The sequence below is a fragment of the Lentzea sp. JNUCC 0626 genome, from assembly GCF_043632865.1.
In the GTDB taxonomy this organism is placed as follows: Bacteria; Actinomycetota; Actinomycetes; order Mycobacteriales; family Pseudonocardiaceae; genus Lentzea.
The window spans coordinates 6,899,367-6,924,825 of record NZ_CP171635.1 but is presented as its reverse complement, the minus strand read 5'-3'; the positions used below and the strand labels follow the sequence as shown (position 1 = coordinate 6,924,825).

Sequence of the window (25,459 nt, the reverse complement as noted above, 5' to 3'; positions counted from 1 at the left end):
ATCGGCGCGGCATCCGGCGGGCGGTACCGTTCTGCCTCATGGCGGAGTTGAAGACGCGGCTGAAGAACGACCTGACCGCTGCGATGAAGGCGCGGGAGTCGGTCACGGCCGGCGCGCTGCGGATGGCGCTGACGGCCGTCACGAACGAGGAGGTCTCCGGCAAGGAGGCCCGTGAGCTCAGTGACGCGGAGGTCGTGAAGGTCCTCTCGCGCGAGGCGAAGAAGCGCAAGGAGGCCGCTGAGGCCTTCGACGGTGCCGGCCGGGCCGAGAAGGCCGAGCTGGAACGCCAGGAGCTCGCCGTGCTGGAGGTCTACCTGCCGAAGCAGCTCGACGAGGCGGAGCTCAAGTCCATTGTGGACAAGGCGTTCGACGCCGTGGCCGCGCAGCTCGGCGAGGCGCCGGGGCAGAAGCAGATGGGCCAGGTCATGAAGGCCGTCAACGCCGAGGTCGCCGGGCGCGCCGACGGTGGCCGGGTGGCCGCCGCGGTGAAGGCCAAGCTGACCAGCTGATCGCGCAGTGCCGCAGCGGCACCGAAACCGCTGCGGCACCACTAGTCAGAACGCCTTGTCGACGGCGTCCGCGAACTCGCCCATCGAGCCGAACTCCAGGTCGTAGGAGAACTCCCCGGACGGCTCCGGCGTCGCACCCCAGCCCGGCCGGTCGTGCCGCCGGTTGATCCACACCGACCGCAGGCCCTCCCGCTTAGCCGGAACGTGGTCGTGGAACAGGCTCTGCGCCACGTGCAGCAGTTCCGACCGAGCTACCCCCAACGACTCCAAAGTCGTGTCCAACGCCCGGAAGTGGTTCTCGGCGGGCTTGTAGGCGCCGACGTCCTCGGCGGTGACGATCGCCGCGAACTCCCCGTGCAACTGCCGGTTGCTGCCCGCGAACCCGGCGCGGTGCACGTTGGACAGAATGATCAGCTGATAGCGGGAAGCCAAGCGCGCCAACGCCTCCGCGGAGTCCGGGAACGCCGGCCAGTCCGGCACGGACGCACCGAGCCGCGCCGCCCACTCGTCGCTCACGTCGGCGCCCAACGCCTCACCCGTGCGCCGGAACGCGGCCGCCAGCACCTCCGGGTACAGCGCGCCGGGAGTCGAAGCCTGCATCGCGGACTCGGCGCGGCCGTACTCCAGGAGCAGCTCCTCGTCCGACACGGCGAGCCCGGCCGACCGCGCCCACGGCGAGAGCACCGCGGCGATCCCGCTCTCCCAGTCGATGAGCGTGCCGTAGCAGTCGAAGCTCAAAGCCTTGAACGTCGTCAGGTCCATGACGGCAAACTGTAGTACAGTTCAACTGTAGGGCAAGCGGTTAAACTCGCCACCATGTCCGCTCTGGAAGGCCTCGAAGTCCGGCGCACCACCACGGCCCAGCAGCTCGCCGACGGTCTCTCCGAACGGATCATGGCCGGCGCCTTCGGCCCTGGTGACAGGCTCAGGGAGAGCGCGATCGCCGCCGAACTCGGGGTCGCCCGCAACACCATCCGCGAGGCCGTCCGCATCCTGGAGCTCACCGGCCTGGTCCGCTACGAGGTCAACCGCGGCGCCGTCGTCATCGCCCCGACCAACGAGAAGATCGACGCCCTCTACACCGCCCGCGAACGCCTGGAGACCGCCGCGCTCGCCCGCACCCCGAGCCCGGAACAGCTGCAAGCGCTGACCGAGGCGTTCGCCCAACTCGAAGAAGCGGCCACCAGCAACGACCGCAACGCCATCGTCGACCGCGACCTGGCGTTCCACCAGCGGATCGTCGAGCTGCTCGACAGCTCACGGCTCGACGAGTTCTTCGCGGGACTCACCCAGGAACTGCGCTTCTACCTCACGGTCCTGGCAAAAGAAGAGACGCCGGACCAGGTCATCGCGGAGCACCGGGCCATCCTCGACCCGATCCGCCTCGGCGACCGCGACAGGGCGGTCGCCGAGGTCCGTGCTCACATCGACACGAGCGTCCAGCGCCTCAAGGCCATGCTCGAAGAAAGCTAACGACCTGGTTCGGTCGGCAGCGTGATCGGTGGCGGTTCGTTCGGGTTACCGGGATTCGACGGCGGGGCCGGCGGCTCCGAGGCCACCGGCGGCGGCACGTACCCCGAGCTCACCGACAGCGTGATCACCGTGCCGCGCAACGCGTTGCCGCGCGGCGTCTGGCTCACGACGGTGCCCTTCGGCTGCTCCGAGTTCACCGACTGCTGGCTCGTCTTGTAGCCGGCCTGCTCCAGGATCCGGGTGGCGTCGTTGATCTGCTTGCCCACCACGTCCGGCACCTGGATCTCCCGGCCGCCCTTCAGGTACCGCTGCTCCACCTGCGGCAACGGCGCGACGGCGATCCCGCCGTGCACCTTCGTCATCGTCTCGAACCACGTCTTGGCCGGGATCGTGCCGCCGAAGATGTTGCCGTTGCCGCACAACCGGGGCTGCGCGCCCAGGCAGATCGGCCGCGGCGAGGTGCCGTCGTTGAACGTCTGCACGGCGCCCGCGAAGTCCGGGGTCGCGCCGATGAACGCCGCCGACTTGTACTCCTCGGTGGTGCCCGTCTTCGCGATCATCGGGCGGGTCCACTTGGCGTTGCGGGCCGCCTGGGCCGCGGTGCCGTTGCCGACGTCGTCCTTGCTCATGCCGACCGCGAGGCCGTTCGCGAGGCCCTCGGCGACGACCTGCTCGCACGGCGCCTCGTTGACCTGCACGGCCTTGCCGTTGCGGTCCAGCACCTTCGCGATCGGCGTCGGCGGGCACCACTTGCCGCCGCTCACGATGGTCGCCGCGACGTTCGCGAGTTCCAGCGTGGACACCGGCGCGGGCGAGAGCGTGAACGACGCGTTGCCGCCGTTCTGCTTGTAGAACTCGGTCTGTGAGATGCGGTTCTGCTTGTCCTTGGCCTTCGGGTCCGGCCGCGTGCCCTGCAGGTTCGTCGCCATCGTCTCGCGCATGCCGAGTCGCGACGCCATGTCGACGACCGCGTCCATGCCGGTCTGCTCTTCCAGGATCACGAAGCCGGTGTTCGGCGACGTCGCGAGCGCCTGCTGCAACGACATGGAGGACGGGTAGCTGGAGTCGAAGTTCGACAGGCAGTACCAGCGGGTGCCGGGCTCACCGGTGCTCGGGCAGCGCTGGGCGCCACCCTTGAACACGCGCGAGACGTGCGAGGTCGGCGTCGGGATGACGTTCTCGATGCCGAGGCCCTTCTCCAGCGCCGCCGCGGCCGTGAACACCTTGTAGATGGAGCCGGCGCCGAACTTGTTCTCGACACCGCTCGGCAGGTCGTACGTCGTCTGGCGGAGATCCGACTTCAGGCCGTAGTCGCGGTTCGCCACCAGCGCGAGCACCTCGTGGCGTTCCTTGCCGGGCTTGACGACCGCCATCGTGTTCGCGATGCCGTCGACGGTCTTGCCGACGCCCGCCTCGGCCGACGCCTTGGCCTGCGAGGTGACGCCTCGGTCCAAAGTGGTCTGAATGGTGTAGCCGCCGGTGCGCAGCTGCTCCTCGCTGAAACCCGCGCGCTGCAGGTAGTTCACGACGTACGAGCAGAAGAACCCGTTCTCCGGTCCGGCGCCGACGCAGCCGTTCGGCGGCGTGCGCACCGGGTTCTGCAACCCGAGGCCTTCCTTCTTCGCCGCCTCACCCGCGTCGCGCGACAGCTTGTCGTTCTCGACCATCCTGTCGATCACTTTGTTGCGCCGGTCCAAAGCTTTGTCCGGATACGCTTCGGGGTCGAGTGCTGACGGACTGTTCACCATTCCCGCGAGCATCGCCGCCTGCGGAACCGTCAACTTGTCCGGAGTCGTGCCGAAGTAAGCCTGGGCGGCCGCCGCGATGCCGTAAATGGTCGAACCAAAAGGAACGACGTTGAGGTACCGGGCGAGGATCTCCTCCTTGCCGAGCTTTCGCTCCAGCTGCAACGAGATCCGGGCCTCGCGCATCTTGCGCGCGATGGTCTGCTCCTGGGCCTTGGCCTGCTCCAGCTTGTTGTTCCTGGCGACCACGTGGACCAGGTAGTTCTTGACGTACTGCTGGGTGAGCGTCGAGGCGCCCTGCGAGACCGAGCCGCTGACCTGGTTCGTCAGGCCCGCCCGGATCGTGCCCTTCCAGTCGACGCCCTGGTGCTCGTAGAACCGCCTGTCCTCGACCGAGATCAGCGCCGCCTTCATCGTCGGCGAGATCTTCTCGGGTGGCGTGAGCACCCGGTACTGGTCGAACAGGTAGGCGATCGGCGCGCCCTCCTTGTCCGTGACCGTGGTGATCAACGGAGGGTCCGTCGTCACGAGGTCGGCGGAGATGCTGTCCACGGTGTCGCTGGCTCGGTTCGAGACGAGGCCTGTCGCGCCCACGACTGGGAACAGCATGCCGGCGAGGAGAACCCCAGCCAGCAGGCACAGGCCGAGCATCTTGAGCACGCCATTCCTGACTCGCACGCGCCTCAGCGTACGCCGTACACGAACGGGTGAAGGTGATCAGTAAGTGTCGTTACTCAGCATGAGTAGAGATACGCACGACAGGTAACAGTCGGGTGACCCAGGCTTGGACAGGGAACCGAACGGCACTACAGTCCGTCAACGTCCAAGGAATGCAGCCGTAGCTCGAACGCTACGGCATCCGTGGCAGGGGTGTGGCGGATTTCCACATTTGGACAGCACTGAGGAGTGGGGGATATGAACCAGGGGGATTGGCGTATCAACGCTTCGTGTCGTGACGAAGAGCCGGACCAGCTCTTCGTTCGTGGCGCGGAGCAGCGCAAGGCGAAGCTCGTGTGCCTGGGTTGCCCGGTGCGCATGGAATGCCTGGCCGAAGCGCTCGACAACAAGATCGAGTTCGGGGTCTGGGGAGGCATGACCGAGCGCGAACGCCGTGCTCTGCTGCGCCGCCGTCCGGACGTCGACTCATGGCACGAGCTCCTCGACAACGCACGTCAGGAACACGTCGAGGACTCACGAGTCGGCTAGAGCACTCACTCCCCGGCCAGTCGACGACCTATCTCTCGAAGGCCGTCGAGATCGTGCACGTCGGCGGGCAACGCAGGCACGCCGACCAGCGCGACCCCGGGGTGAGCACGCGTGAACCGGGCGAGCAGTCGCTTCTCACGATCGGCGACTGCCACCCGGTCCGCGTGCAGCCGGAGCACTGCCGCGGCGAGCGGCGCGTCACCGGAGCGGTCGAGGTCCTCGGCCGCTGCCAGCGCCTTCGCCGCCGGCAGGTCCGCCGCGAGCACCGGATGCGTCCGGTTCGCGACTAGTCCGCACAACGGCATGTTCTCGGCGCTGAGCCGTTCCACGAAATAGCTCGCTTCGCGCAACGCGTCCGGTTCCGCCGCCGCCACGACCACGAAACCGGTTCCGGGCGAACGCAGGAGTTCGTACGTCCGCTGCGCGCGCTCGCGGAATCCTCCGAACATGCTGTCGAAAGCCTGAACAAAAGTTGAAGCGTCCTGCAACAGTTGGCCGCCGACGATCGTCGACACAGCCCGCGTGAAAAGGCTGAAACCGGTTCCAACGATCTTCAACAACCCGCGGCCCGACGCGCGCGCCGGTGCCGAGAGCATCCGGATGAACTTGCCGTCGAGCACGGTCGAGAGCCGCTGCGGCGCGTCCAGGAAGTCGAGCGCCGACCGCGACGGCGGGGTGTCGACGATGATCAGATCCCACTCGTCCTGCGCCACCAGCTGGCCCAGCTTCTCCATCGCCATGTACTCCTGCGTGCCGGAGAACGACGAGGAAATGGTCTGGTAGAAGGGGTTCGACAGGATCTGGTCGGCCCGGTCGCGGCCTGCGTGGGTGAGCACCATGTCGTCGAACGTGCGACGCATGTCGAGCATCATCGCGAACAGCTCGCCCTTGGGTTCGAAGCCGTCGACGACGACCTCGCGCGGGTGGTTGTCGAGCTCCCGCAGCCCGAGCGACTGGGCGAGCCGCCGCGCCGGGTCGATCGTCAGCACGACCACGCGCCTGCCGCGTTCGGCCGCGCGCAACGCCAGCGCCGCCGCCGTCGTCGTCTTGCCGACCCCGCCGGAGCCGCAGCAGACGAGAACGCGCGTCTCCAGGTCGTCCAGCAACGGGTCGAAGTCGAGCTTGTTCATCGGACTCCCGCCGCGACCAGCACCTCGGCCAGCTCGTACAGCGCGGCCACGTCCACCCCGTCGGTCAGGTCCGGCAGGTCCAAAGTCGGCAGGTCCGAGTGCGACAGCAGTTCCTTCGCCTCCTGCTGCGACTGGACCCGGATCGCGTGCTCCACGGTCTCGTCGACCAGGCCTTCGAGCGTGAACTCGTCGAGGTCGAGCCCGGCGGCCGCGAGGCCCGTCCGCACCCGCGCCTCGTCCAGCCTGCCCTGCGCGGCAACCGGCAGCGATCGCGCGGGCAGCCGCGCCGGCTGCACCCGGTTCACGAACACCGCGCCCGGCCGCAGGTCGGCGCCGTCCAGTTCGGCGACCGCGTCGAGGGTCTCGCGCACCGGCATCTCCTCCAGCAACGCCACCAGGTGCACCGCCGTGTCACCCGAGTGGAGCAACCGCACGACGCCCTCGCTCTGTCCCTTGATCGGACCGACCTTCGCCAGATCGGCCATGGCCTTCGTGACGTCCAGGAACTTCACCACGCGCCCCGTCGGCGGCGCGTCCAGCACGACCGCGTCGTAGAGGTGGCGGCCGTCCGGCCCGACCCGGTTCACGCACTCCTTGACCTTGCCCGTCAGCAGCACGTCCCGCAGGCCGGGCGCGAGCGTGGTCGCGAACTCGATCGCGCCCATCTTGCGCAGCGTGCGGCCCGCGAAGCCCAGGTTGTAGAACATCGCCAGGTACTCGAGCAGCGCGGCCTCGGCGTCGACGTGCAGCGCGTGCACCTCACCACCGCCCGGCGCGGACGCGATCCGCTCCTCCGAGTACGGCAGCGGCGCGTGGTCGAAGAGCTGGGCGATGCCCTGCCTGCCCTCGACCTCGACCAGCAGCACCCGGCGGCCACCGGTGGCGAGCGCGAGCGCCAGCGCGGCCGCGACCGTGGTCTTGCCCGTGCCGCCCTTGCCGGAAACCACGTGCAAGCGGGCTCGGGTCAGCTCCTCGGTCCACGACGTCACACGTCCAGACTATGTGTGAAATCGGTCGAAGGTGGACTGGTCGGTCAATCGGCCATGGTGAGGAAGAGAACGGCCATCACGGTTGCGGCCACCAGCCCCCACGCCACCACCGACGGCAGGAACAACGCGATGCTCGCCGTGATCACCACCACGACCACGAGCCCGATGAGGCCCGCCTGGACGACCTGGGTGCGTTGACTGTGCTTGCGATCACGCACCTGCGCCATCGCGACGAGCACCATCACCAGCCCGCCCACCGCGAACAGGCCGGTGGCGATGATCCGCCAGGTCTCCATGTGATCAAGGTAGCTCCAACAACGACAACCGCCCAGGCGCCGCTCGGGTGGCAAGTTACGCTTCCGCGCATGACGAAGTGGGAGTACGCGACCGTGCCGTTGTTGATCCACGCCACGAAGCAGATCCTCGACCAGTGGGGCGAGGACGGCTGGGAACTGGTCACCGTGCTGACGAACCCGACCGGTGAGCAGCACGTCGCGTACCTGAAGCGGGTGAAGGCATGAGCGACTGGTCCAACCGCCTGAAGGAACTCGGCATCGAGCTGCCGGGCGTCGCCGCCCCGCTCGCCGCCTACGTGCCCGCCACCCAGAGCGGCCCGTGGGTGTTCACCTCCGGCCAGCTCCCGTTCGTCGACGGCAAGCTGCCCGCCACCGGCAAGGTCGGCGCCGAGGTGTCCCCGGAGGAGGCGAAGCAGTACGCCGCGACGTGCATCCTCAACGCCCTCGCGGCCGTGCACGCGCTCGTGGGGATTGACTCGATCAAGCGAGTCGTGAAAGTTGTCGGGTTCGTGGCCTCCGCCGAGGGCTTCACAGGGCAGCCGGGCGTCGTCAACGGTGCCTCCGAGCTGCTCGGCGAGATCTTCGGAGACCAGGGCAAGCACGCCCGGTCGGCCGTGGGGGTCGCAGAGCTGCCGATCGGCGCTCCAGTGGAGATCGAACTGATCGTCGAGGTGTGACATGTCGGACACGTGCCACGAACTGCTCTTCAGGCTGGCCGGGCGCATCCCGGACGACCTGCTGTGGCGGTACCGGGACTGGGCCGCTTCGGACGCGTACGCGGTGCTCGCGCGGTCCTTGCCGCGCACGCTGCTGCACGGACGCATCCCTCTGACCGATCACGAACTACGCCTTTTGCAGGACGCGCTGGTGCCCTACGGGGCGGATCCCGGTTCCCTCAGTTCGGTCAAAGGACTGGACGAACTGCCGCCCACCGACTACACCTTTTCCCCGGAATCACCCGATCGGGTGCCGATGGGGGATTCCGCGTCCGTCGTTCTCGGTGCCACCCTGCGTGGCCGGAACGGGGTCGGCGAGGTTCGCTCCTGCTGGCGCATCGGTCCCGAGGGGATCAACCGCGTCCTGCTGGCGGCGGCCACGACCGGCCACGCCCGGCTGACCGGCGAGTTGCAGCGCGTTCTGCGGGCTTTGGGCGAACACGACCCGTGCGTCGAGGTCGTGCCGTCCGGTCTGGACCTGCCGCCCTACCACCGGGCGGCGCTGGCGGCATCGGAGCTGGTGTGCGCCGGCGCCGAGTCCGACGAGCACCTGGTGCTCAGCTAAGGAGAGCTGACGTGACGAACGACGGTGTCGGCCTGCCGGTCCGTCTCCACGATCTCCTGCTGTCGATGGCCGGGCGCGTGGACGACGACGCCCTGTCGCAGGCCCGCGAGTTCCTCGCGGTCGGAGAACTGGACCGCTCGATCGAGCTGCTCGTCGGAACGCTCCTCGCGGGCAGCATCCCGGTGCTGCCCGACGAGCGCGCGGCGATCACGTGGATCCTCCACGAGGTCCGCTCGGACGCGTCGCTGACCGACCGCCTGCCGGTGGTCGAGATGCTGCCGTTCCTGCGGCACCGCTTCACCTCCGAGACCGACCCGGCCTCGGACATCGCCGGGCACCTGATCCGCGCGGTCTCGGTGCTGCCCGACATCCGCTCCGTGCGGTGCGTCTGGCGTTCGTCGCCGACCGGGTCGACCCCCGGCCCGTTGCCGCAGCGCGTCGTCCTCGTCGACGTCGGTCCGCAGGGCTTCCCGCCCGCGACCGCGTACCGGGTGGACGCGGTGCTGCGCAAGGCGGGCGTGCGCGCGGCCGTCGAGGTCATGACGACCGGTGTGCAGCTCAGCGACTACCACGCGGCGGCGGTCACGTCGTCGCGTGCGATACCGATCTCCGGGGCGCCCGCCCCGGTGGCCGACCACCTGTCGCAGCAACAGCAAGCGTGGTTCGACCAGCCGGTCGAGGAGCTTCCCGCTCCGGCGCCGGTGGCCGAGCCGACACCGGCGCCGGAGCAACGGGAAGAGACCGGCTCACGACGCGCACGTTCCGCACCACCGGCGCTGGAGGGGTCCCAGCCCTTCCCGCCGAAGCCCGTGAAGCGCATCCCGATGGCCTCCAAGGAGCCCGAGATCGAGACGCTTCCCGAGCCCGTCCCGATCAACCGGGCCGAGGTGACCACCGAGCTCAAGGCCGACGAGCTGGCGGCGTTGCAGGCAGCGCTCGCCGAGCCCGCCGAACCGTCCTCGGTGGACGCGAACCTCAGCGAACGGGAACGGGCCCTGCTGCAGCAGCTGCACGAGGAGCTGGCGCAGCGGGAGCAGACGGGGCCGCAGGGCCCCGACAGCGGCCGCTGGCAGATCGACAGGTCCTCGTCGCGCCAGTCGGCGTTCGGGGCCACGAACAACGGCCACCAGCCTCAGTAGGTCCGCAGGTACTCCAGCTGGGCCCGCACCGACCACTCGGCGGCGGGCCACAGCACCCTGTCCACGTCCTTGTAGACGACCTCGACGACCTGGCGCGGAGTCGGAGCGCCGCCGAGCTGTGCGACGGCCTGGCGGACCTGCTCCAGCCGTTGGGTGCGGTGGGCGAGGTACATCCGCGCGGCCTCGCCGGCGTCCGCCAGTTCCGGGCCGTGACCCGGCAGCACCGCCGTGTTCTCGGGCAGTTCGGCCAGCAGCTTGAGGGACTCGAAGTAGTCGCCGAGCTTGCCGTCCGGGTGCGCGACGATCGTGGTGCCGCGGCCCAGCACCGTGTCGCCGGTCAGCACCGCCTCGCCGTCGAGCACGAAGCACAGCGAGTCGCTGGTGTGCCCTGGGGTGCCGAGGACCTTGAGCTCCAGGCCCGAGCTGGTGATGACGTCGCCGTGATTGAGGCCCTCTGAGCCGTAGGTGAACGTCGGGTCGAGCGCGCGCACCGGAGCGTTGACGAGTTCGCCGAACCGCTTGGCGCCATCGGAGTGGTCCGGGTGGCCGTGGGTCAGCAGGATCTCCGAGATCGGGCCGTGCTGCGCGATGCGGCTCAGGTGCGTCTCGTCGAGCGGGCCCGGGTCGATCACGACGAACGAGGTCGCGTCCGGGGCCTTGAGCAGCCACGTGTTGGTGCCGTCGAGCGTCATCGGCGACGGGTTGTCGGCCAGCAGCACGGCGGCGTGCGGCGTGACCTGCCGGAGTTCGCCGTACAGCGGGTGCGCGGCGCGGGCGCCGATCAGCGGGGAGCCGCTCACTGGAACACCACCCTGATGACGTCGCCGTCGCGGATCAGCTTGGGGATGATCTTCTCGACGCTGCGTTCCTCGGCCATGACCTTCCCGACGCTGCCGAGCGCGTCGACCTCGTCGAGGGTGCGCCAGGTCGGTGGCATGAGCATCCGGCGGCCTTCCCGGGCGTCCTCGACGGCGTTGCCCGGCGTCTGCCAGGCCGCGTCCGACGCCTCGGTGGTCTCGCCGTCCGCGTTCTGGCCGTGCGGCAGCGCGGCGACGAAGAACCTCGTGTCGTAGCGCTGCGGTTCGTCCTCCGGGGTGACCCAGTTGGCCCACGGGCGCAGCAGGTCCGCGCGCAGCACGAGGTTGTTGTTCGCGAGGAACTGGGCGAGCGAGAGTTCGCGGTCGACCAGCTGCTGCCGTGCCGCCGAGTACTGGCTCGTGTCGGCGACGACCGAGGTGGCGTCCGGGCCCGCGAGCAGCACACCCGACTCCTCGAACGTCTCGCGCACGGCCGCGCACACGAACGCCCTGGCCGTGCCCTCGTCGACGTTGAAGACCTCGGCCCACCACTTCGGTTCCGGGCCCGCCCACGCGACGGACGTGTCGGCGTCGCGCCGATCGACCCCGCCACCGGGGAAGACGCTCATGCCGCCCGCGAACGCCATGCCCTTCACGCGGCGCAACAGGAAGGCCTCCAGGCCCTCGTCGCCGTCGCGCAGCAGCACCACGGTGACCGCGTCCCTGGGCGTGGCGGGTTCGGCGGCGGGCGTTGTGGGTACCAGGTTTCCCGGCAAGGTCATGTCGTCGGGCATCCTCCGAGCGTACGACCGCGCTAACCCGAGGATGGTGTGATGGCGACGAAGGTCTCCGGTTGTCTGGTGCAGGTGCTGCTGTTCCTGCTGGGAGCGGTGCTGGCCACCGGCCTGACCGCGGTGGCGGGCGTGGTGATGTTCGTACCCGACCGCACGACCGTGATCAGCGTCGATCCGACCTCCGAAGCACCCGGCGTGTACGTCAAAGAGGTCTCACGGCTCGTGGGCGGCACCTACTACGAGATCTGGCTCGGCTCGTCGCCGGACCACGGCCACGTGGTGACGGTGCCCAACGGGTGGGACCACGACCCGCGGCGCGAGTCCTCACCCGACGGCATGCGCCTGAAGTTCGGCAACGGCGGGGAGATCTTCGTCCCCAAGGCCAGTTACTCCTGAGGCAGGATGGGCGAGTGGACGAACAGTTGCGCGTAGGACTTGTCGGCGCCGGACCGTGGGCTCAGATGATCCACGCCCCCGGCATCGCGAACCACCCGGGCACGACCCTGACCGGCGTCTGGGCCCGCCGCCCTGAGGCCGCTTCCTCGCTGGCCTCGTCGTTCGGCGCCGAGCCCTTCTCCGACTACGCCGAGCTCCTGTCCACTGTGGACGCCGTGGCGTTCTCCGTGCCGCCGGGCGTGCAGGGCCCCATGGCACTGGAAGCCGCCCGCGCCGGCAAGCACGTGGTGTTGGAGAAGCCCATCGCCTCTTCGGTCGCCGAAGCCGAGGCCCTCGTGGCGGCAGTGGAGGAGGCGGGCGTCGCGTCCCTGGTCGTCCTGACCCGCCGCTACGCCCCGGAGACCAAGGAGATGCTCGCCCAACTGCACCGCACGGGCGGCTGGACCGGAGCCGACAGCCGCTGGATCTCCGGCGCCCTGCTGTCCGGCCCGTTCTCCGACTCCCCGTGGCGCCACGACAAGGGCGCACTCGACGACGTGGGCCCGCACGCGTTCGACCTGCTCGACGCGGCCCTCGGCGAGATCACCGACGTGCTGGCGGCGAACGTCACCGACAAGGGCCTGTGGCAGGTCATCCTGCAGCACGCTGGCGGCGCCACCAGCACCGTGTCTCTCTGCTTGTCCCTGCCGGTGCAGCCACCGTTCGCGGACTTCACCGTGTTCGGCGAGAACGGCCACCGCACCCTGACCAACCGCGACACCCCGGCCGCCGAGTGCTTCACGAACCTGCTCGACGACTTCGTGGCGATGGTGCACAGCGGCACCGTCACGCACGAATGCGACGCGCGCCGCGGCCTGCACCTGCAACGCATCATCGATCTGGCTCGCCGCAAGGCGGAAAGCGCAGCCTGAGCAACCGCACTCGCCAACGCACGCAACCGCAGTCGCGAACGCAAGCCGACCACCGTCTTGGCCCGGCGCGCGCACGCAACCGGCGGCCACCAACGCACGCCAAGCACTTACGAAACCTGGCGTGGCGACGCGAAGCGAGCCCGAACGGGCTGATGCCTCATCTGGTACCGGTTACGCCGTTCTTGGCGATTGGGGCTTGACCTTGAGGGGCTGGATGCCAACCTGTCCGGTCCGGCCGGGGCGCTTTCACCCCGGCTTTTGAGGCCGCGAATGCATCCAGCCAGAGGCTCAAGGTCAAGCCCCAATCGCAACCCACTTCATTCGTCACGACCCGCGCGAGCACCCTCGCAACCGCAGCCCAACCCCAGGAACGCGACCAACCCCGCTGGAACGCAACAGAACGCACGCAAGCCGACCCGCTCCGCCCGCTGACCGAGCCTGACCGCTCAAAATTGTCAGGGGTGCCCGCTAACGTCCGAAGCATGGACCTCACCGCCACCACGGCCGACCTGGCCGCAGCCGCCGCCGAGGTGACGCGCCTCCTGCCGACCCGCGTGCTCGACCCGGTGCTCGCCGGTCTGCGCCTGCGCGCGGGCACCGACGTGGAGGTGGCGGGCAGTGACCAGGAGCACGGCGTGCGCCTGACCGTCGCCGCGACGGTGCACACCGAGGGCGAGGTCCTCGTGCCGGCGAAGCCGCTGGCCGCGACCCTGCAGGCCCTGGACGAGCCGCAGGTGCGCCTGAAGGTGGAGGGCCAGCGCCTGGCCGTCCGCACGCCCACGTCGCGGTTCGCCATCCCGCTGCTTGATCTTGATCACCATCCCGGCGTGCCGGAACTACCGGTGGTCCGCGGTCACGTCGACGCCGATAAGCTGAAGATCATCGCGGCGGTGGCCGGTGCGGCCAGCCGGGACGACGCGTTGCCGATCTTCACCGGCATCCGGATCTGGTCGGACGCGGACAGGTTGCACTTCCTGGCCACAGATCGTTACCGGATGGCCCACGGCACCGTGCCGTGGGAACAAGAAGGTCCGCTCGACCTGTTGGTCCCTGCGAAGGCGATCGTCGAAGCAGCCCGGCAGGCCCGAGGCCGTGTCGCCCTGCACGCGAACGAGGACCGAATCGGTCTTGCCTGGGGACACAACTCGATCTCCACCGCGCTCCTGGCCGCTCCGTTCCCGGACGACCGCGCGCGCCGACTCCTGGAGGCAGTCATCGACAGCACGGTGCTCGTGGACGCCGACGCGCTGGCGCGCGCCGTTCGCCGAGCCACGCCCTACGGCGGACCTCACCAGGCCGTGACCATCCAGGTCGAGGACTCGGAGGTCAGGGTCAAGGGCAACGACCCGCAGCAGGGCGAGTCGGAGGAGTTCGTCAAGGCCACGGTCGAGGGCGACCACCTGACCAAGACGTTCCAGGCCCGCTACCTCGCGGACGCGCTGAAGGCGTTCGCCGGCCGCCGGATCGAGCTGAAGATCCAGGACGGTCTGCGCTCGACGGTGCTGACGTCGGAGCCCGGCGAGGACGGCGTCGAACTCACGTACCTCGTCGTGCCGATGCGGTCCGTGGCCTGAAACACCGAAGGGCCGGCACGAGGCCGGCCCTTCAGCAGAAACGTCTAGGTCCTGTCCTGCAAGTCTCGCCGGGCGAGAGCGGCGGCCGAGGGCCCCGGAGGCGATACCGCCGCAACGCCCGAATACGCCCGGTATGAGGGACGTCGCGGCGGCACCGCCTCCGGGACTCTCGCCCGCGTCTCTCACCTGACGAACTCGCAGGACAGGACCTAGCGCGAGGCGAGTTCCATCTCGGAGCGCGCCGGCACCTCGGCCGGCACCCCGCGCCGCACCGTCCCGCGCAGCAGCCACACCGCCAGCGCGATCAGCAGTCCGGCCACGCCGGACGCGATGAACGCCGGACGCGTCCCGAAGTGCTCGATCAACTGCCCGGACAGGCCCTGCCCGATGGCGAGGCCGACGGTCACCGAGGTGATCACCCAGCCGAACGCCTCCGCGGCCATGCCGTTGGGCGTGACCTGCTCGATCGCCGCGGAGTGCGCGGTCGACTGAGGCGTGATCAGGGTGCCGACCAGGAACAGCGCGACGGCGAGGCCCACGAGCGTGGCCGGGATGGCCAGCAGGAACGCGAGCAGGGCGAAGCCGCCGAGCAGGACCGGCAGGCGCAGGTGCATCGGGCGCGGCCACGGGCGCATGCCGTAAAGGACGCCGAAGATCACCGAGCTGATCGACCACAGCGAGAGCATCAGGCCGCCCATCGAGGCGTGGCCCGCGGCCTTGGCGAAGGCCGGGACGGCCACCTCGACGAAGCCGATCGTCACGCCGAAGCCGAGGGCGGCGAGGGCCACCGTGCGCATGCCGGGGTAGGCGAACGCGCCGAGCAACGGCCGGGGTGCCTGCTCGACGGGACCCCAGGCGCGGACGACCGGGTTGAAGGCGAACCAGAGAGCGCCGATGACCATCAGGACGGCGCCCACGACGACGCCGGTGCCTGCCCACGGGGCGGCGAGCAGCAGGCCGGCGAGACCGGGGCCGAGGATGAAGAAGACCTCCATGCTGATCGCCTCGTAGGCGTAGCCCGCCATGCGCGTCGGGCCCGCCGGCACCATGCGCTCCCACAGCGCACGGGAGGCCGAGCCCACCATCGGTTCGGTGGCGCCCACGCCCAGGGCGAGCGGGACCAGCGCGAACACCGACGCGTGTGCTTCGACGGCCAGGACTGAGACCGTCACGAAGAAGGCGAACAGGCCCGTCACCCACAGGAGGGGGCGGGTAGGACCGAAGCGGTCCATCAGGCGGCCCTGGATCACGGAGCCGAGTGCCACGCCCACCAGTGCCGCTGCCGAGACCATGCCGGCGACCGCGAACGAACCCGTCACGCGCTCCACGTAGAGCAGCAGCGAAAGCCCGACCATCGCGATGGGGAGGCGGGCGAGCAGAGACGCGACCACAGGGCCGCGCATGCCGGGAGTCGTCAGGGCAGCACGGTAGTCGGACAGGCGAGCAGAATGGGACATGTGTACCAGTATGCCAAACCTGGTACGGATGTACCAGATCGGGTGCGCAGGGTCACGATGGTTGCGATTGGGTCACGGGAATGGGATGACCGGGTGAAACATGCAACGAATCAGCCTCGGACTAGGTCCTTGAGGGTGAAAGGGCTTGAGCGGTCGGGGTGGAGACATGCGAAAGTTGACTCATCCACCGAGACCAACCTCTGGCTTGAGGGTCGGGGCCTACGCGCCAGAGGGATGGAAGGCACGGTTCGTCGGGGGATGGGCCGTGCAACACAAAGGACCGGTGCGCCACGTCGGGGGTGGCGCCCGGTCCTTTTTGTTGGTCGCTGCTCCGCAGACTCCGGCTCGTTCGCCGAGGAGCTGGTCATCTGCCCGCCGCTTCGCCTCGATTGGACTTCGTCGAATCAAGACGAAGAGGCGGGCGGATGACCAGCGCGAACTCGCGACTTGAGCCCTACCTCCCAAAGCAGCGAGGCCCCGGCGACTGCCGGGGCCTCGCTTGCGTTCAGTGCTTCGTGAGCTGACTAGCGGGCGCGGCGCGCGAGGCGCTCCGGGTCCAGGATCAGCACGCTCTTGCCCTCGAGCCGCAGCCAGCCGCGGTGAGCGAAGTCGGCCAGAGCCTTGTTCACGGTCTCGCGGGACGCGCCCACGAACTGGGCGATCTCCTCCTGCGTCAGGTCGTGCGTGACGCGGAGCAGGCCGGCCTCCTGCGAGCCGAAACGCTGTGCGAGCTGCAACAACGCCTTGGCGACGCGGCCGGGCACGTCCGTGAAGATCAGGTCGGCCAGCATCGAGTTCGTCCGGCGCAGCCTGCGGGCCAGGGCCCGAAGCAGCTGCTCGGCGATCTCCGGCCGGTTGGTGATCCACTGACGGAGCGCGGGGCGGTCCATGGACACCGCGCGCACCTCGGTCACCGTCGTCGCGGTCGACGTGCGGGGGCCGGGATCGAAAATGGACAGTTCGCCGAACATGTCGGAGGGCCCGAAGATCCCCAACAGGTTCTCGCGGCCGTCCGGCGACTTGCGGCCGATCTTCACCTTGCCGGACTGGATGATGTACAGGCGATCGCCCGGCTCACCCTCCGCGAAGATGACATGGCCACGCGGGAACTCCACCGTCTCCAGGGTCGTCGCCAGCGCCTCTGCAGCTGCCGGGTCCACCCCTTGGAAGATGCCCGCTCGCGCCAGGGTCTCGTCCACCTCGTCCCTCCTAATCGACGCGACGGCACGCCTACCACCATCTTTGGTGGAGTCAGCGCCGTGCCGCCGATCACTGCGTTGCAGTCTAAGGGCTCTCTTGTGGATCGCCGCTCGGCTCGCCGTCTTAGTAGGAACAACGCGTCTGACTCGATCCAGAGCCCAACGAATCAGTCTACGCCATTCGGGTGGTGGTCAGCACGGGGCCACGGCGACCGGGGCATATGTCCGGATCCGCGGCGGCCACGACCGTGCTGAGGCCTAGCGGACGCGCTTGCGCGCACCTCCGCGGCCACGGCGACGCAGGCGGAACATGTCGAGCGCGCGACCGATGCCGTGTCCGTAGAGCGCCTTGACCTCTTCAGGCCTGGCGGACTCCAGGAACTCCTCGACCTCGTTCTCCTGCACGGCAACGTGCCGGAGCTTCGCTTCGACGCGCTCCATGAAGAGCGCGAAGAACATGATCACGATCGGAACGACGATCACAAGCCAGGCAGTCATGATGCTCCGAAGTGTGGCGCATGAGGGATTCGAGTGCGGATCTAGGGGTCGGTTCCGGCGTGTTGACTACTCTGGATCAGTGCCCGCTACCAAGAAGCCGGAAACCAAGCTAGGCCTGACGCGCAGGGCCCGCCGGATGGTGCGCGTGCTGGCCGAGGGCTACCCCGACGCGCACTGCGAGCTGGACTTCACCACGCCGCTCGAGCTGGTCGTGGCGGTCATTCTGTCCGCGCAGTGCACCGACAAGAAGGTCAACGAGGTCACTCCCGCGCTCTTCCAGAAGTACCCGACGGCCGCCGACTACGCCGGTGCCGACCGGACTGAACTCGAAGAGATGCTCCGCCCCACCGGTTTCTTCCGGAACAAGGCGACGTCTCTGCTGGGTCTCGGTGCCGCCCTTGTGGAGCAGCACGACGGGGTGGTGCCGGGAAACATGGAGGAGCTGGTCAAGCTCCCTGGTGTAGGACGCAAGACGGCCAACGTGGTTCTCGGCAACGCGTTCGATGTGCCCGGGCTCACAGTCGACACCCACTTCGGCCGACTCGTGCGCCGCTGGGGCTGGACCGATCTCGAGGACGCGGTCAAGGTCGAGCACGCCGTCGGCGAGCTGATCGAGAAGCGCGACTGGACCATGGCCTCGCACTGGATCGTCTTCCACGGCCGCCGCGTCTGCCACGCCAAAACCCCTGCTTGCGGGGCCTGCCTGCTGATGAAGGACTGCCCGTCGTACGGCCTCGGCCCGGAAGATCCGGACAAGGCCGCGAAGCTCGTCAAGGGCGACGAGAAACCACACCTGATCGAGCTCGCCGAGCGGGTTCGGGCGGGTGAGAAGCTGGGAGCGTGAACAACCGCACGCGCTGGCTCGTCGTCGTCCTCGTCCTCGGCGTGGCGGGCGTGGTCGCGCTGTGGCCTCGTGACGAGTCACCGGCGCCGCCCACGCCCTCCCGTCCGTCGCAGGACATCGCCGCGTTGCGCGTGCAGGCCCAGCTACGGCCGTGCGTGCCCGGTGCGCAAGAAGGCATTGGTGTGACGTGCCTCGGTGACGGCACCCGGACGGCCCTCGCGCTGAAAGGCCCGCTCCTGATCAACTTCTGGGCGACCTGGTGCCAGCCGTGCCAGGAGGAGCTGCCCGTGCTCGATTCGTACGCGAAGCAACCAGGTGCCGTGCCGGTCGTCCCAGTTCTTGTGGAGAGCAGGGAGGCGGACGGCCTGGAGCTGCTCGCCCGGATCGGCGTGCGGCTGCCGTCCGTCCACGACGAGGCCGACGAGCTGCGCAAGCAAGTCAAGGCGCCGAAGTCGCTCCCCGCCACGTATTACGTATCAGCGGACGGTCAAGTCCGGCGGATCACCGATCCACCGGTCTTCACCGCTCCGGACCAGGTGGAGAAGGCGGTTCGATGACGGAGGCGGCACAGCCACCCGACTGGATGCAGCGCCTGGCCAAAGCGACCGAGCAGATCGACGCACGAACGTTCATGCGGGACCCGCGCACCTCGGAGCGGGCCTACCGCAAGGCGGCCGTGCTGATGTTGTTCGGCGAGTCCGAGGCCCACGGGCCGGACGTGCTGCTGCTGCGCAGGGCGGACACGTTGGGCTCGCATCCGGGTCAGGTGGCGTTCCCCGGAGGAGCGCAGGACGACACGGACGACGGCCCGGTGGGCACGGCATTACGCGAGGCTTACGAGGAGACCGGTGTACTTGAGTCAGGAGTGAGACCACTGGCTTTGCTGCCGGAGCTGTACGTGCCGGTGTCGGGGTTCGTGGTCACGCCCGTGCTCGCCTACTGGGAACAGCCGAGCCCCGTCGCACCGGTCGATCCGGCGGAGACCGCCGCTGTCGCGCGTGTGCCCGTGGCGCATCTCGCGGACCCCGCCAACCGGTTCCGCGTGCGTCACCCCTCGGGCTACGTCGCGGCGGCCTTCTCCGCGCCGGGCATGCTGGTGTGGGGTTTCACCGCGGGGTTGATCAACGGCCTGATCGCACTCGGCGGCTGGGAACAGCCGTGGGATGCGACCGATGTGCGTGACCTTGAACTAGCGTTGCGCGCTACACAGTGAGGCGGAGGTTTCGGGTTGAACTGGGTTGACCTGCTGGTGCTGGGCCTTGCCGCGATCGCCGCGGTGTCAGGGGCCAGGCAAGGCATGGTCGTCGCGCTGCCCGCGTTCGTCGGTGTGCTCGTCGGCCTGATCCTGGGCACGCAGATCGCGCCGTTGCTGGTGTCCCAGTTCGAGAACGTCGTCACCAAGGTCGTGTTCGCGGTCGGCATCGTCGTGCTGCTCGTGGCACTCGGCGAGACCATCGGCGTCTACATCGGGCGGACGATCAAGGCACGGGTCAACGCGTCGCCGTTGCGGGGCGCGGACAACGCCCTGGGCGCGATCGTGCAGGGCTTCGTCGTCTTCATCGTCGCCTGGATGATCGCGCTGCCGCTGACCTCGGTCGTCGGCCTGCCGGACCTCACCTCGTCGCTCAAGCAGTCGGTGATCCTCGGCAAGGTCGACCAGACCATGCCGCAGGCCGCCCGCGTGCTGTCCGGCGACCTGCAGAAGCTCTTCGACGTCTCCGGCTTCCCGCAGGCGATGGACCCGTTCAACCGCACGCCGCTCAAGGAAGTCGAGCCCCCGAACAACCAGCTCGCGGACTCCCCGGTCGCGCAACGACTGAAGGCCTCCGTGCTCAAGGTCCGCGGCCGTGCGCCGTCTTGCTCCCGTGCTCTCGAAGGCACCGGTTTCGTCATCGCGCCCGAACGGGTCATGACGAACGCGCACGTCGTCGCCGGCACCAACGAGGTGACGGTCGAGGTCGGCCGCGGCCAGTTCGACGCGACGGTCGTCTCCTACGACCCGCGCACCGACATCGCGGTGCTCGCGGTGCCGGACCTCGAGGCCACGCCGCTGCAGTTCCGTTCCGACGAGGTGCAGCCGGGCGAGGACGGCATCGTGCTCGGCTACCCGCTCGACGGCCCGTACAAGGCCTCGCCGGCCCGCGTCCGCGAGCGCATCCCGCTGCTGCGCGGTCCGGACATCTACGACGCCCAGACCGTCACCCGTGACGTCTACACGGTGCGCGCGGAGGTCCGCTCGGGCAACTCCGGCGGCCCGCTGGTCGACCCGAACGGGCGCGTCATGGGCGTGGTCTTCGGTGCCGCGGTCGACGATCCGGAGACGGGCTTCGTGCTGACGGCGCAGCAGGTGCAGTCGATGGTGCAGAAGGCGCCGACGCTGACGAAGCGCGCCTCTACCCAGGGTTGTGCCTCGTAGCGATCCCGTCGAGCACGTAGTCCAGGCCGTCGTCGAACACCACGGCGTGGTCGCGATCGCTGGACTCGTGCATGACCCTGCCCAGCATCGGGAAGCGGCCGGTGGCGAGCATCCGTTCCATGTACGGCCCGGACGCGCGTTGCCACTGCTCCTCGGTCATGCCGGTGGACCGTTCGGCACGCCGTTCGGTGATCTCCCCGCGCACCGCTCCGAAGACGTACGCCATCACGGCCCCGGTCGCGCTCAGCACCTGGTCGATGTCGTCGAACCCGACGGCCGCGAGCGTCGACTCCATGTGGGCAAGTGAGTTCGGACCCTGGTGCGGGCGGCCGCTGAGCAGCTCGATGAACCACTCGTGCCGCAACGCCGCCGAACGCAGTCCGTGCGCGACGTGCCGCAGGCCCTCGCGCCAGTCCGACTCCGGTGGCGGCGTGATCTCGCCGTAGACCTCGTCGACCATCAGGTCGAGCAGTTCGTCCTTGGTCTCGACGTAGCCGTACAGGCGCATCGGACCGGCGCCCAAGGCCCCGGCGACCTTGCGGAACGACACCTCGTCGAGTCCGCCCTCGTCGGCGAGCCTGATCGCGGCGCTCACGATCGACTCCCTGCTCAACGGGGTCGGCGACGGCTTGCTGGGCGGCTCTGGGCGGTCCCACACGGCTTCGTTCGGCATCGGGCTGGACAGTACAGCGTCTCGACGCGATACAGTGTATCGAGTGATACAGCGTATTGGGAGGATGCGATGAGGACTTCGGTGCTGGTGGTCGGGGGAGGCCTGGCGGGCACGTCGGCCGCGCTGTTCCTGGCGTGGCGCGGGGTGGACGTGATCTTGGTGGAGAAGCATCCGGGCAGCTCACCGCACCCGCGGGCGGTCGGGTTCAACGGCCGCGTGGGCGAGTTGCTGCGAGCGGTAGGCCTGGAGGGCGCACTGCCGCCGAGCCGGATGGCGAAGGGCTTCGGCGTGCGGCGGGTGCGGTGCGCGAGCCTGGTCGGCGAGCGCTTCGAGGAGACGTTCTGGACGCCTCCGGCGCAGCTCTCGGACGTCGAGTACTCGCCGACGGCGGGCGTCGGCGTGGCGCAGGACCGGATGGAACCGCTGCTGCGCGACAAGGCCCGCGAACTCGGCGCGGACATCCGGATGAGCACCCGGCTGCTGGAGTTCACGCAGGACGACGAGGGCGTCACGGCGCTCGTGCAGGGCGACGGCGAACCGTACGAGATCCGCGCCGACTACCTGGTCGCGGCGGACGGCCACCGCAGCCCGATCCGTGAACAACTCGGCATCACCCGCACCGGCCGCGGCTACATGCACACGTCCCGCAGCGTGCTGTTCCGCGCGCCGCTGGAGGAGTACCTCAAGGACGGCGTCGGCCAGTTCGCCGTGGAGGGCGTCGGCTTCCTGACCACCTACGGCGACGGCCGCTGGGTCCTGATGCTCGACGACCGCGAGTACACCGAACCCGAGTTGCTCGACAAGATCACCCAGGCCATCGGCCGCGACGACCTGGAGATCGAGATCATCACGACGGGCCGCTGGACGATCAGCGCCTCGGTCGCCGACCGGTTCTCCGCGGGCCGGATCTTCCTCGCGGGCGACGCCGCGCACACGTTGCCGCCGAGTCGCGGTGGGTTCGGCGCGAACGTCGGCATCGAGGACGCCCACAACCTCGCCTGGAAGCTCGCGGCGGTGATCGACGGCGAGTCGGGTCCGTCCCTCCTGGACACCTACGACGAGGAACGACGCCCCGTCGCCACCCTCTGCCACCAGCAGATCTTCGCCCGCAACGACGGCCACAACCGCGACGGCGAACCCGAGGACGCCACGCTCTACGACAACAACGCCATGCACTACGGCGTGCTCTACCGCTCGGCGGCCGTCCTCGGCGCGGGCCCGGAACTCCCGCCCGCCGCGCTGCCCGAGCAGTGGCACGGCCAGCCCGGCACGCGCGCCCCGCACGCGTGGCTCGAGCCCGGCAGGTCCACTGTGGACCTCTTCGGGCGCGACTGGGTCCTCGTCGCCGACCACCCGCAGTGGGAGGAGGCGACGGCGAGCCTGGCCGTGCGGTACGAACGGATCGAGCAACTCGACCCGTTCGGACTGTCCGCGAAGGGCGCCTCGCTGATCAGGCCCGACGGCTACGTCGCCTGGCGGTCCACGGACCTGCCCGACGACCCGGCCGGTGCGCTGAAGGCCGCGTTCAGCTCAGCTTCTGCAGGAACTCGGTGATCAGCCTGCTCGTGGTGTGGGGCGCCTCCTGGTTGGGGAAGTGCCCCACCTCGGGCAGGTAGCGGAACTCCGAGGACGGCCCGAGCCACGGCAGCGAGTCGCGCGCCGCCGACTCGGGCACGATCGGGTCCACCGAGCCGTGCAGCTGCAACACCGGCACCTGCATCGGCTTGTCGACGGCCTCCGCGAACCGGCGGCCGTCGCTGCGCAGCTGAGAACGCACCGCCCAGCGGTAGTACTCCAAGGAGCTGTGCGCGACGCCCGGCACCGTCATGGCCTGCCGGCAGCGGCGGATGACCTCGTCGAACTCCGGCGCCGACCGCCACTTCGGCCCCGACCAGGCCGAGATCAGCTTCGCGACCTGCAGGCCGTTCTCGCCGGTAAGCCAGCGTTCGGGGTGGATCGGCAGCTGGAACCGCAGCACGTGCGCGTTGCGGCGCGGATGCCTGCGGAACGCCCGGCGCGTCACCAGCGGGTGCGGTGCGGACAGCACCGAGACCGACGAGACCAGCCGCGGGTGCAGGGCGCCGACCGTCCACGCCGTGGCGCCGCCCCACGCGTGTCCCACCAGGTGTGCGCGTTGGGCGCCGAGCGCCTTGATCAGGCCCGCGACATCACCCGCGAGGGTGAAGCCGTCGTAGCCGCGCGGGGGTTTGTCCGAGTCGCCGTAGCCGCGCAGGTCGACCGCCACCGCGCGGTAGCCGGCCTCGGCGAGCGCGGTGAGCTGGTGCCGCCAGGACCACCAGAACTCGGGGAACCCGTGCAGGAGCAGCACGAGCGGGCCCTCGCCGAGTTCGGCGACGTGCAGGCGGATGCCGTTCGCCGAGACGTCGCGGTGCGTCCACGGACCCGCGACCCGCACGACGGACGGGTCGGGTTTGCGGCTCAGTTGTCGTCGCCCCTGCGCGTGAGGGCCGCGACGGTGTCCTTCGCGGCCGCGATCGACTTCTCCGGCGCCTTGATCTTCTTCAGCTTCCGGATGCCCAGCCACACCATGACGCCCGCGCTCAGCAGCATGACCAGGAAGACGAGGCCGAAGCCCGCCCACCGCGGCCAGCCCCACCACTCGGAGAAGCCGAAGCCGAGCGCCATGAAGAGGAAGAACATGCTGAACGAGACGACCGCGAGGGCGACGACGAGGAACGCGCTGCCCTTGGCGCCCTTCTTGAGCTCGCCGACGAGCTCACCTTTGGCGAGCTCGACCTCCGCTCTGACCAAGGTCGACACGTGCGCCGTCGCGTCGCGGACGAGGCCGCCGATCGACGCCTCGGCGGTGGGGTCGTCAGCGGTCAGCGGAATCGACGCGATGTGCTCCCTGGTGGTCACTCGGACATGGTGCCATGTGCCCGGCTGCGACGAATGAGCAACACCGCGGCGAGCAGCGACGCGATCATCGAGGCGAGCAACACAGCGGCTTTCGCGGTCTCCGGGGTTTCGAGTGAGAGGTCCGCGATCAGCAGGCTGACGGTGAACCCGACGCCGCCGAGCGTCGCCACCGCCACGATGTCGCGCGGCCCCGCCCCGGACGGCCACACGGCCGCCTTGAACCACACGGCGAGCGCCGAAGCACCGACGATCCCGATCACCTTGCCGACGATCAACCCGGCCATCACGCCGAGCGCGATCTTGTCCGAGAAGAGCTTCCCGAACGCCTCCGCGCCCACCGGCACCCCCGCCGCGAACAGCGCGAACACCGGCACCGCCACCCCGGCGGAGAACGGCTGCAACCGGTGCTCCAGCCGCACGGCGGGCGCCTCGGCCTCGTACGGGTCGCGCCGCACCCGCGTCAGCAACGCCAGCGCGACCCCGGCGATCGTGGCGTGGATGCCCGACTCGTGCATGAACCACCAGGTGGCGAGTGCGATCGGCACGTAGAGCCACGGAGTGGTGATCCTCTTGTGCTGGAGGAACCAGTACAGCGCCAGCAGCAGCACGACCGCGCCTGCCGCGAGCAGGTTGAACTTCGCCGTGAACAGGATCGCGATCACGACGATCGCCCCCAGGTCGTCCACGACGGCGAGGCTGAGCAGGAACACCCGCAGGCTCGACGGCAGGCCGGACGCCGTCAGCGCCAGCACCCCGAGCGCGAACGCGATGTCCGTCGCGACCGGAATCGCCCAGGCCTTCTCGATCCCGGGCTGCCCCCAGCCGATGCCGAGGGCGATCAGCGCGGGCACGATCATGCCGCCGATCGCCGCGATGATCGGCAGCACCGCGGCCTTGAAGTTCGACAGCTCGCCGACGACGAGTTCACGTTTGAGTTCGAGACCGGCGACGAAGAAGAAGATGGCCAGCAGACCGTCCTTGGCCCAGTCACCGACGCTCAACGGTCCCAAGTGGAGGTCGCGCAGTCCGAAGTAGGCGGACGCGAGCGGGGAGTTGGCCCACAGCAACGCGACGGCCGTGGCGCCGAGCAGAACGGTGCCACCGACGGTCTCGGTGCGGAGGTAACGGGCGAAGTCGGCGATCTTGCTGGACACAGCGCTCCCGGGGCGGTCGAGGTACACGAATACTCGTGCCGACCAGACTTCCCGGCTCACCTAGATGCGATCTTAACGCGAACGGGCGCCCTCCAGTG

General features: G+C 69.3%; 29 protein-coding genes. 15 read left to right on the top strand and 14 right to left on the bottom strand.

All coding sequences use genetic code 11. The annotated features are described in order from the left end of the window. Positions 1 to 38: 38 nt before the first annotated feature. Positions 39 to 509, top strand: coding sequence for a GatB/YqeY domain-containing protein (locus JNUCC0626_RS31655; RefSeq protein WP_394614425.1), 471 nt, complete (start codon positions 39 to 41; stop codon positions 507 to 509). 45 nt (positions 510 to 554) lie between these two features. Here JNUCC0626_RS31655 and JNUCC0626_RS31650 read toward each other — a convergent pair whose 3' ends face one another. Continuing rightward, positions 555 to 1,271 carry a haloacid dehalogenase type II gene (locus JNUCC0626_RS31650; RefSeq protein WP_394614424.1) on the bottom strand — a complete coding sequence of 239 codons (717 nt, stop codon included), beginning with the start codon at positions 1,269 to 1,271 and terminating at the stop codon, positions 555 to 557. A 54-nt stretch (positions 1,272 to 1,325) separates the two neighbouring features. Here JNUCC0626_RS31650 and JNUCC0626_RS31645 point away from each other — a divergent pair, with 54 nt between their 5' ends. Next, complete coding sequence (locus JNUCC0626_RS31645; RefSeq protein ID WP_394614423.1) at positions 1,326 to 1,982, top strand: GntR family transcriptional regulator; 657 nt, start codon at positions 1,326 to 1,328, stop codon at positions 1,980 to 1,982. On the opposite strand, the gene JNUCC0626_RS31640 is transcribed toward JNUCC0626_RS31645, so the two are convergent. Beyond that, a complete protein-coding gene (locus JNUCC0626_RS31640; RefSeq protein WP_394614422.1) occupies positions 1,979 to 4,405 on the bottom strand; it encodes a transglycosylase domain-containing protein in 2,427 nt (808 codons plus the stop codon). The genes JNUCC0626_RS31645 and JNUCC0626_RS31640 overlap by 4 nt on opposite strands. A gap of 237 nt (positions 4,406 to 4,642) precedes the next feature. Between JNUCC0626_RS31640 and JNUCC0626_RS31635 the strand changes: the two genes are divergently transcribed. After that, positions 4,643 to 4,933 (top strand): WhiB family transcriptional regulator, encoded by a 291-nt coding sequence (locus JNUCC0626_RS31635; protein ID WP_285635590.1) that lies wholly within the window; start codon positions 4,643 to 4,645, stop codon positions 4,931 to 4,933. A gap of 5 nt (positions 4,934 to 4,938) precedes the next feature. On the opposite strand, the gene JNUCC0626_RS31630 is transcribed toward JNUCC0626_RS31635, so the two are convergent. From JNUCC0626_RS31630 to JNUCC0626_RS31620, 3 genes are read right to left on the bottom strand one after another with little or no spacing between them, the layout of a single operon-like run. After that, on the bottom strand, positions 4,939 to 6,063 hold the full coding sequence (locus JNUCC0626_RS31630) for an ArsA family ATPase (RefSeq protein WP_394614421.1): 1,125 nt from the start codon (positions 6,061 to 6,063) through the stop codon (positions 4,939 to 4,941). Then, positions 6,060 to 7,052, bottom strand: coding sequence for an ArsA-related P-loop ATPase (locus JNUCC0626_RS31625; RefSeq protein ID WP_394614420.1), 993 nt, complete (start codon positions 7,050 to 7,052; stop codon positions 6,060 to 6,062). The genes JNUCC0626_RS31630 and JNUCC0626_RS31625 overlap by 4 nt, the downstream gene beginning before the upstream one ends. 44 nt (positions 7,053 to 7,096) lie before the next feature. Further along, positions 7,097 to 7,348 (bottom strand): hypothetical protein, encoded by a 252-nt coding sequence (locus tag JNUCC0626_RS31620; protein WP_394614419.1) that lies wholly within the window; start codon positions 7,346 to 7,348, stop codon positions 7,097 to 7,099. Positions 7,349 to 7,417: 69 nt separating this feature from the next. On the opposite strand from JNUCC0626_RS31620, the gene JNUCC0626_RS31615 reads away from it, so the two are divergent. From JNUCC0626_RS31615 to JNUCC0626_RS31600, 4 genes are read left to right on the top strand one after another with little or no spacing between them, the layout of a single operon-like run. Next, positions 7,418 to 7,573 (top strand): DUF4177 domain-containing protein, encoded by a 156-nt coding sequence (locus JNUCC0626_RS31615; protein WP_086668176.1) that lies wholly within the window; start codon positions 7,418 to 7,420, stop codon positions 7,571 to 7,573. After that, complete coding sequence (locus tag JNUCC0626_RS31610) at positions 7,570 to 8,025, top strand: RidA family protein (protein ID WP_394614418.1); 456 nt, start codon at positions 7,570 to 7,572, stop codon at positions 8,023 to 8,025. The genes JNUCC0626_RS31615 and JNUCC0626_RS31610 overlap by 4 nt, the downstream gene beginning before the upstream one ends. 1 nt (position 8,026) lies before the next feature. Next, the gene (locus JNUCC0626_RS31605; protein ID WP_394614417.1) at positions 8,027 to 8,629 is read left to right on the top strand and encodes a hypothetical protein; all 603 of its coding nucleotides are present in this window, start codon (positions 8,027 to 8,029) and stop codon (positions 8,627 to 8,629) included. Between the two features lie 11 nt (positions 8,630 to 8,640). After that, the gene (locus JNUCC0626_RS31600; protein WP_394614416.1) at positions 8,641 to 9,768 is read left to right on the top strand and encodes a hypothetical protein; all 1,128 of its coding nucleotides are present in this window, start codon (positions 8,641 to 8,643) and stop codon (positions 9,766 to 9,768) included. Here the strand turns inward: JNUCC0626_RS31600 and JNUCC0626_RS31595 are convergent. Beyond that, positions 9,762 to 10,568, bottom strand: coding sequence for an MBL fold metallo-hydrolase (locus JNUCC0626_RS31595; RefSeq protein ID WP_394614415.1), 807 nt, complete (start codon positions 10,566 to 10,568; stop codon positions 9,762 to 9,764). The two genes, JNUCC0626_RS31600 and JNUCC0626_RS31595, sit on opposite strands and share 7 nt — an antisense overlap. Next, positions 10,565 to 11,359 (bottom strand): NUDIX hydrolase, encoded by a 795-nt coding sequence (locus JNUCC0626_RS31590; protein WP_394614414.1) that lies wholly within the window; start codon positions 11,357 to 11,359, stop codon positions 10,565 to 10,567. The genes JNUCC0626_RS31595 and JNUCC0626_RS31590 overlap by 4 nt, the downstream gene beginning before the upstream one ends. Positions 11,360 to 11,398: 39 nt before the next feature. Between JNUCC0626_RS31590 and JNUCC0626_RS31585 the strand changes: the two genes are divergently transcribed. The 3 genes from JNUCC0626_RS31585 (at position 11,399) to dnaN (ending at position 14,240) form a co-directional block, all read left to right on the top strand. Continuing rightward, complete coding sequence (locus JNUCC0626_RS31585; protein ID WP_394614413.1) at positions 11,399 to 11,755, top strand: hypothetical protein; 357 nt, start codon at positions 11,399 to 11,401, stop codon at positions 11,753 to 11,755. Positions 11,756 to 11,769: 14 nt separating this feature from the next. After that, positions 11,770 to 12,666 (top strand): Gfo/Idh/MocA family protein, encoded by an 897-nt coding sequence (locus JNUCC0626_RS31580; RefSeq protein WP_394614412.1) that lies wholly within the window; start codon positions 11,770 to 11,772, stop codon positions 12,664 to 12,666. Between the two features lie 482 nt (positions 12,667 to 13,148). Further along, positions 13,149 to 14,240: a DNA polymerase III subunit beta gene (dnaN, locus tag JNUCC0626_RS31575; RefSeq protein ID WP_394614411.1), complete on the top strand. Its 1,092-nt coding sequence runs from the start codon at positions 13,149 to 13,151 to the stop codon at positions 14,238 to 14,240. 209 nt (positions 14,241 to 14,449) lie between these two features. Here dnaN and JNUCC0626_RS31570 read toward each other — a convergent pair whose 3' ends face one another. The 3 genes from JNUCC0626_RS31570 to JNUCC0626_RS31560 all read right to left on the bottom strand — a co-directional run bounded on the left by JNUCC0626_RS31570 (position 14,450) and on the right by JNUCC0626_RS31560 (position 17,394). Continuing rightward, positions 14,450 to 15,697, bottom strand: coding sequence for an MFS transporter (locus JNUCC0626_RS31570; RefSeq protein ID WP_394614410.1), 1,248 nt, complete (start codon positions 15,695 to 15,697; stop codon positions 14,450 to 14,452). A 524-nt stretch (positions 15,698 to 16,221) separates the two neighbouring features. Continuing rightward, positions 16,222 to 16,896, bottom strand: coding sequence for a Crp/Fnr family transcriptional regulator (locus tag JNUCC0626_RS31565; RefSeq protein WP_030477589.1), 675 nt, complete (start codon positions 16,894 to 16,896; stop codon positions 16,222 to 16,224). Between the two features lie 258 nt (positions 16,897 to 17,154). Further along, positions 17,155 to 17,394, bottom strand: coding sequence for a hypothetical protein (locus JNUCC0626_RS31560; RefSeq protein WP_030477588.1), 240 nt, complete (start codon positions 17,392 to 17,394; stop codon positions 17,155 to 17,157). A 136-nt stretch (positions 17,395 to 17,530) separates the two neighbouring features. Here JNUCC0626_RS31560 and nth point away from each other — a divergent pair, with 136 nt between their 5' ends. From nth to JNUCC0626_RS31540, 4 genes are read left to right on the top strand one after another with little or no spacing between them, the layout of a single operon-like run. After that, positions 17,531 to 18,238 carry an endonuclease III gene (gene nth, locus JNUCC0626_RS31555; protein WP_394622141.1) on the top strand — a complete coding sequence of 236 codons (708 nt, stop codon included), beginning with the start codon at positions 17,531 to 17,533 and terminating at the stop codon, positions 18,236 to 18,238. Further along, positions 18,235 to 18,795, top strand: coding sequence for a TlpA family protein disulfide reductase (locus JNUCC0626_RS31550; protein WP_394614409.1), 561 nt, complete (start codon positions 18,235 to 18,237; stop codon positions 18,793 to 18,795). Before nth ends, JNUCC0626_RS31550 begins: the two co-directional genes overlap by 4 nt. Next, positions 18,792 to 19,451, top strand: a complete 660-nt coding sequence (locus JNUCC0626_RS31545; RefSeq protein WP_394614408.1) for an NUDIX hydrolase — start codon at positions 18,792 to 18,794, stop codon at positions 19,449 to 19,451. Before JNUCC0626_RS31550 ends, JNUCC0626_RS31545 begins: the two co-directional genes overlap by 4 nt. Positions 19,452 to 19,466: 15 nt before the next feature. After that, on the top strand, positions 19,467 to 20,654 hold the full coding sequence (locus JNUCC0626_RS31540) for a MarP family serine protease (RefSeq protein WP_394614407.1): 1,188 nt from the start codon (positions 19,467 to 19,469) through the stop codon (positions 20,652 to 20,654). Here the strand turns inward: JNUCC0626_RS31540 and JNUCC0626_RS31535 are convergent. After that, complete coding sequence (locus tag JNUCC0626_RS31535) at positions 20,632 to 21,327, bottom strand: TetR/AcrR family transcriptional regulator (RefSeq protein ID WP_394614406.1); 696 nt, start codon at positions 21,325 to 21,327, stop codon at positions 20,632 to 20,634. The genes JNUCC0626_RS31540 and JNUCC0626_RS31535 overlap by 23 nt on opposite strands. 69 nt (positions 21,328 to 21,396) lie before the next feature. Between JNUCC0626_RS31535 and JNUCC0626_RS31530 the strand changes: the two genes are divergently transcribed. After that, complete coding sequence (locus tag JNUCC0626_RS31530) at positions 21,397 to 22,881, top strand: FAD-dependent oxidoreductase (protein ID WP_394614405.1); 1,485 nt, start codon at positions 21,397 to 21,399, stop codon at positions 22,879 to 22,881. On the opposite strand, the gene JNUCC0626_RS31525 is transcribed toward JNUCC0626_RS31530, so the two are convergent. Genes JNUCC0626_RS31525 through nhaA form a run of 3 tightly spaced genes read right to left on the bottom strand, consistent with a single transcriptional unit; the run spans position 22,853 to position 25,361 of the window. Then, positions 22,853 to 23,770 carry an alpha/beta fold hydrolase gene (locus JNUCC0626_RS31525; RefSeq protein WP_394622140.1) on the bottom strand — a complete coding sequence of 306 codons (918 nt, stop codon included), beginning with the start codon at positions 23,768 to 23,770 and terminating at the stop codon, positions 22,853 to 22,855. The two genes, JNUCC0626_RS31530 and JNUCC0626_RS31525, sit on opposite strands and share 29 nt — an antisense overlap. Then, positions 23,767 to 24,207 carry a phage holin family protein gene (locus JNUCC0626_RS31520; RefSeq protein WP_394614404.1) on the bottom strand — a complete coding sequence of 147 codons (441 nt, stop codon included), beginning with the start codon at positions 24,205 to 24,207 and terminating at the stop codon, positions 23,767 to 23,769. The genes JNUCC0626_RS31525 and JNUCC0626_RS31520 overlap by 4 nt, the downstream gene beginning before the upstream one ends. Beyond that, positions 24,204 to 25,361, bottom strand: a complete 1,158-nt coding sequence (nhaA, locus tag JNUCC0626_RS31515; protein WP_394614403.1) for a Na+/H+ antiporter NhaA — start codon at positions 25,359 to 25,361, stop codon at positions 24,204 to 24,206. The genes JNUCC0626_RS31520 and nhaA overlap by 4 nt, the downstream gene beginning before the upstream one ends. Positions 25,362 to 25,459 lie beyond the last annotated feature (98 nt).